This window comes from Mycobacterium sp., assembly GCF_019243155.1.
In the GTDB taxonomy this organism is placed as follows: Bacteria; Actinomycetota; Actinomycetes; order Mycobacteriales; family Mycobacteriaceae; genus Mycobacterium.
The window spans coordinates 1-4,854 of record NZ_JAFAUS010000412.1 but is presented as its reverse complement, the minus strand read 5'-3'; the positions used below and the strand labels follow the sequence as shown (position 1 = coordinate 4,854).

At 64.9% G+C, this 4,854-nt stretch carries 5 protein-coding genes; 2 read left to right on the top strand and 3 right to left on the bottom strand.

The window, feature by feature from the left end; translation table 11 throughout:
* From JOZ00_RS21180 to JOZ00_RS21170, 3 genes are all read right to left on the bottom strand, one after another.
* On the bottom strand, positions 1–1,026 hold a 1,026-nt coding region (locus JOZ00_RS21180; RefSeq protein WP_293347536.1), incomplete at its 3' end, for an aromatic ring-hydroxylating dioxygenase subunit alpha.
* Complete coding sequence (locus JOZ00_RS21175; protein WP_293347534.1) at positions 1,023–1,922, bottom strand: enoyl-CoA hydratase/isomerase family protein; 900 nt, start codon at positions 1,920–1,922, stop codon at positions 1,023–1,025. The genes JOZ00_RS21175 and JOZ00_RS21180, both read right to left, overlap by 4 nt.
* A 102-nt stretch (positions 1,923–2,024) precedes the next feature.
* On the bottom strand, positions 2,025–2,990 hold the full coding sequence (locus tag JOZ00_RS21170) for a TIGR03621 family F420-dependent LLM class oxidoreductase (RefSeq protein WP_293347532.1): 966 nt from the start codon (positions 2,988–2,990) through the stop codon (positions 2,025–2,027).
* Between the two features lie 126 nt (positions 2,991–3,116).
* Between JOZ00_RS21170 and JOZ00_RS21165 the strand changes: the two genes are divergently transcribed.
* Both JOZ00_RS21165 and JOZ00_RS21160 read left to right on the top strand, forming a co-directional pair.
* Positions 3,117–3,821, top strand: a complete 705-nt coding sequence (locus JOZ00_RS21165; RefSeq protein WP_293347530.1) for an SDR family NAD(P)-dependent oxidoreductase — start codon at positions 3,117–3,119, stop codon at positions 3,819–3,821.
* 8 nt (positions 3,822–3,829) lie between these two features.
* On the top strand, positions 3,830–4,854 hold a 1,025-nt coding region (locus JOZ00_RS21160; RefSeq protein ID WP_293347527.1), incomplete at its 3' end, for an aldehyde dehydrogenase family protein.

The following is a 4,854-nucleotide window of genomic DNA, read 5'->3' as shown; positions in this document are numbered from 1 at the left end:
GTAGGTGATGTAGTACCCGCGGGCCCAGATCTGGATCGAGATGTTGGGGAACAGCCAGAATTGGTCGTTGCCCCACGACGCGATGTTGCCGCGGTTGAGGAAGTCGGGTTGCGGGCCCTCGAAGCCCAAGTCAGGCACGTCGTCGGGCCCGAAAAGGCCTGCGCGAAAAAGCTTGTAGACCCAGCGTTGGTCCTGGCGGGCGGGCCCGGCGGTGCCCGGGTCTCGGGGTGGCAGCGGTGGCGGGCCGGGGACCGAAGTCAGCATGTGCGGCCGGAACAGGTCGTAGTGATAGGAGTCGACCGGTGGCACCATCTTCTCGGCCTTGGACACATCGGGGTCGATGAATCGGCCGTGCACGTACGGCGGGTGATACCACTCGCACACCGAGTCGACGGCGAGCTTCCAGTTGCCCTTGATCCGAGTGGAGAACCCGTAGTGCTGGGTCATTTTCTCGAACGGATAAGCCTCGATGGGAAGCAGTCCGTCGCCGAGGAATTCGCGCAGCGGAACGGGGTCTGCGGCGAGATTGACGAAGATGAAGCCCGCCCACACTTCGCAGTGCACCGGTGGCATCCGCAGCTTGCTCTTGTCGAGGTCGAAAAACTCGTCTTCGTTGGTGATGTGGTTGACCTTGCCGTCAAGCCCGTAACGCCAGCCGTGGTACTTGCAGGCGAACGCGCGGCAGCTTCCCGACGATTCCGCGCCGGGGTGTTCCTGCCAGACCACCTTGTTACCCCGGTGGGCGCACACGTTGTGAAACGCGTGCACTTTGTCGTCGAGGTCGCGAGCGATCACGATCGAGGCGAGGCGCCCGGGCAGGTCGCGGGTGAAGTATGCACCCTTTCGCGGTAACCGCTCAATCCGCCCGACGCACAACCAGTTTCGCTCGAACACCGCCTTGCGCTCGGCGGCGAAGAATTCCTCGGAGATGGAGTCTTCGTAGTTGACCGGAGCGGTCCCGAGTTCGGGATAGTCGGTGGTGAATTTGCCGCGCCCCGTCGACAACCGCTGTTGGATGCTCGTCACGATGAAACTCCTTCTTGCGCGGGTGCGCCGTTGGACCCCGCTTCTTTCCAAGGCTCCTGGTCCCACGCGCGATCCAGGGGCGCCATCTCGCCGCCGAACGGGAAGAAGGCCCGCTGTGCGTAGGTTTCGCGGGCCAGGCCGTGACCCAGCTCGTCGAGGAAGGCGCGCTTGAGCGGGTTGGTGAACAGCTGGCGCGAGTACCGCAGCGTCAATGGTGGGCGCTTGACCAATTCGCGCGCGAGTTCCCAAGCCCTGTCCAGCAATTGGTCCTTGGGCAACACCTCGTTGACCACACCCCACTCCTTGGCCTCTTGCGCGCTGAGCTTCTTGCCGGTCAGCAGGAAGTAGCGAGCACGGGTATGGCCGGCCAGAAAGCTCCAGATCACGTGCTGGCCGTCACCCGGCACCTGGCCTCGCGGAAAATGCGACGCGTCCTGGAAATAGGCGTCGTCCGACGCCAACACGATGTCGCCGAGCAGCGGGACCTCGGAATGCATGTTGCAGGGACCATTGACCGCGCTGATCATCGGAACGTCGACGTCGAGCACATTGGTGATCAGATGACGTGCATACCAAGCTTTTTCGTCGAGCTTGTGCAGGCCGCGAGTGCCGGGCATGAGCAGATAGTCGGGCTTTTCCACCGGTTCGCCGTTGGGCATGCGGCCCCAGTTGGCGTTGTAGTTCTCGCCGGTGCCGGTGTGGATGAGCACCTTGATCTCGCGGTCCCCGGCGATGTCGGCGAACGCATCAGACATCTGGTCGTGCGCCCGCCAGTCCCACACCAGGCTGCCGCCGTTGGTGTGGCACTGCATCAACAGGATGCCGTCATCGGAGAGTTCGAGCCGGTAGTTCGCGTATTGGTCGTGGTACTCGTTGAATCTGGTCCGCTTTGCCATAGAGCTGTCCGTCTCCCGGGAAATCTGACGCGTACCTGATTTGAGCGATCGCCCAAATTGGCCTGCTGACATGCTCGCACCTCAGGTCGCGACGGTCAAGGCTTACCGTCCGTGCAGGCGGGCCACCACGGGTGCGAAGGCATCGATCTGTGATTGCTGCACCGTGACGTAGTTGACCCCCAGCGTTTCGCGACGCGAATGCAGCATCTCCGCAACGCTTTCCGCCGAGCCGATCAGCACGTTGGGATGGTCCCGCAGCAGGTCGGCGGGAACGCCCATCGATTTCGCCAGGCGCGCCAGGACGGTCTCGGGGTCATCGGTGACTTCGGTGAAGTACGGCGAACTTTCGAGGTCGAGCTGCCGGTATCGGTCACCGGCCGCGGCCTGGACGTAGCCGGCTCGCCGCTGCGCGACCGCGTGGGGATCGAGGCCGTCGGCGTCGCGAGCCACGAAGGGCACCGTGGACATGCTGACGATGTCGGCCTCGCGACCGGCGAGCGACAAGACACGCTTCCCACCCCCGCCGATCATGATCGGCGGATGCGGCCGCTGCACGGGTCGCGGCCGGCCCGCGTAGCCGTGCACTTGAACGAACTCGCCTGAGCAATCCAGTTCTTCGCCCTGCCAGTGGGCCTTGAGCAGCGATACGACCTCGGCAAGCTTGTCGATTCGCCGACCCGGTCGATCGAATTCGAGTCCCATCGCCGTGTACTCGCCTTCGCTCCACCCGGCGCCGATACCCATTTCCAGGCGACCGTCGGACAGCAGATCGAGCGTGGCCGCTTCCTTCGCCAGGACCGCCGGCACGTGGTAGTCGATGCAGAACACGCGACAGCCGATGCGTAGTGTCTGGCTGAACGCGGCCGCCGCGGCCATCGCCGCGATCGGCGCGAGGTCTTGCCTGGGAGTGTGCGCGGCGCGTTGCGCGGGTCCGGGCCCGAGGTAATGGTCCGCGAGGAAAAGCGTTGTGTAGCCGAGGTCTTCGACCCTGCGAACGGTATCGCGCCACGCGGTTCGGTCCGCGGCGTTGGTTGCCTGCACTCCGAAGCGAAACGGGGGCCTGTCCATCAACGGACCCTAGATTGGGCGGCATTCGATATTCAAGGCCTGTTACTTGACCGCTGTTAACGCGGGGTGATAGGCATGGAAAGCCGATTGGTTGGGCGATCGCTCAGGAAGGTGGGTGGGGCGCGGGTGAAGACGGCGGTCGTTACCGGTGGCGCCTCGGGGATCGGTCGCGCCGTCGCCGAGCGGTTACGCAGCGACGGGTATCAAGTGGCGGTGATCGATCTGTCGCCCACCGACGACGGGTTCGGTTATGTCGCCGATGTCACCGACCGCGCGCAGGTCGACACCGCGATGTCGGCGATCCGCGAAGCGTTCGGCCCGATCTTGGTGCTGGTCAACGCGGCCGGGGTGGAGGGCTTCAAGAAGTTTTTGGAGATGTCCTTCGCCGACTGGACCAAAGTGATCGACGTCAACCTGCACGGCGTGTTCCACACCATCCAGGCCGTCCTTCCCGACATGGTCGAGGCGGGATGGGGACGCATCGTCAACATCTCGTCGTCCAGCACCCATTCCGGGCAGCCGTTCATGGCGCACTACGTGTCGGCCAAGTCGGCTGTCAACGGCCTGACCAAGTCGTTGGCGCTCGAATACGGGCCGAAAGGGATCACCGTCAACGCCGTCCCACCGGGGTTCGTTGACACACCGATGCTGCGCAAGGCCGAGCAGCGGCACCTGCTCGGCGGCACCGTGGAGGACCACATCGCACGCACACCGGTACGGCGAGTTGGCAGGCCGGAAGACATCGCCGCCGCATGCGCCTTCTTCGCATCCGAAGAGGCCGGCTACATCACCGGTCAGATCCTCGGCGTCAACGGCGGCCGCAACACCTGAGAGGCGATATGTACGAGCGGGACCAACTGTTCATCGACGCCAAATGGACGGCACCGGAATCCGAGTCGGTCATCTCGATGATCTCGCCGCACAGCGAGTCGGTGATCGGCCGCGTCGCGAGCGCGGGGCCCACGGACGTGGACCGGGCGGTCGAGGCCGCGCGGGCGGCTTTCGACAGCGGCCCGTGGCCGCGCATGGAGCCCGCCGAACGCATCGAGGCGCTCACCCGGCTGGCCGGCATCTACAAAGAGCGGCGAGCCGACATGGCCGCGTTGATCTCGGCCGAGATCGGCGCGCCCATCACGTTTGCGAAGATGGCTCAGGTGCGGCTGCCACTGACCATGATCTCGGCGTTCTGCGGTTTGGCGGCGAACTATCAATGGCAGCAGGATCGTCCGGGTCTGTACGGCAAAGACATTCGGATCCTCAAGCAGCCGGTGGGTGTCGTGGCCGCGGTGGTGCCGTGGAACATGCCGCAATTCCTCACCGTCACCAAGATGGTGCCCGCGCTGCTCGCTGGTTGCTCGGTGGTGCTCAAGCCCGCACCGGAATCGGCGCTCGACGCGCAACTGCTCGCCGAATTTGTTGAGGCGGCAGACTTTCCACCGGGCGTTGTGAATGTGGTGCCCGGTGGCCGCGAAGCCGGGGAGCTTCTGGTGCGCCACGCCGGTGTCGACAAGGTGTCGTTCACCGGGTCCACGGCCGCCGGTCGGCAGGTGGCGCTCGCGTGCGCCGAAGGCCTGAAACAGGTGAGCCTCGAGCTTGGCGGCAAGTCGGCGGCGATCGTGCTCGACGACGCCGACCCCGCGACGACCGCTGCCGGAATACAGATGGCCAGCCTCGCCAACAGCGGCCAGGTATGCAACGCGCTCAGCCGAATTCTGGTGCCACAGGCGCGCAAGGACGAATTCGTCGATGCGTTGGCGGCGGGGATGGCGGCGATGACGGTGGGCGACCCCGCTGATCCCAACACTCAGATCGGTCCGTTGGTGGCGCAGCGTCAGCAGGAGCGGGTGCGTGGCTACATCGAGAC

Excerpts from the sequence above, each read along its gene's own strand:
- JOZ00_RS21175 (WP_293347534.1), bottom strand. The coding sequence starts at position 1,922 with ATGGCAAAGCGGACCAGATTCAACGAGTACCACGACCAATACGCGAAC.
- JOZ00_RS21170 (WP_293347532.1), bottom strand. The coding sequence starts at position 2,990 with ATGGACAGGCCCCCGTTTCGCTTCGGAGTGCAGGCAACCAACGCCGCG.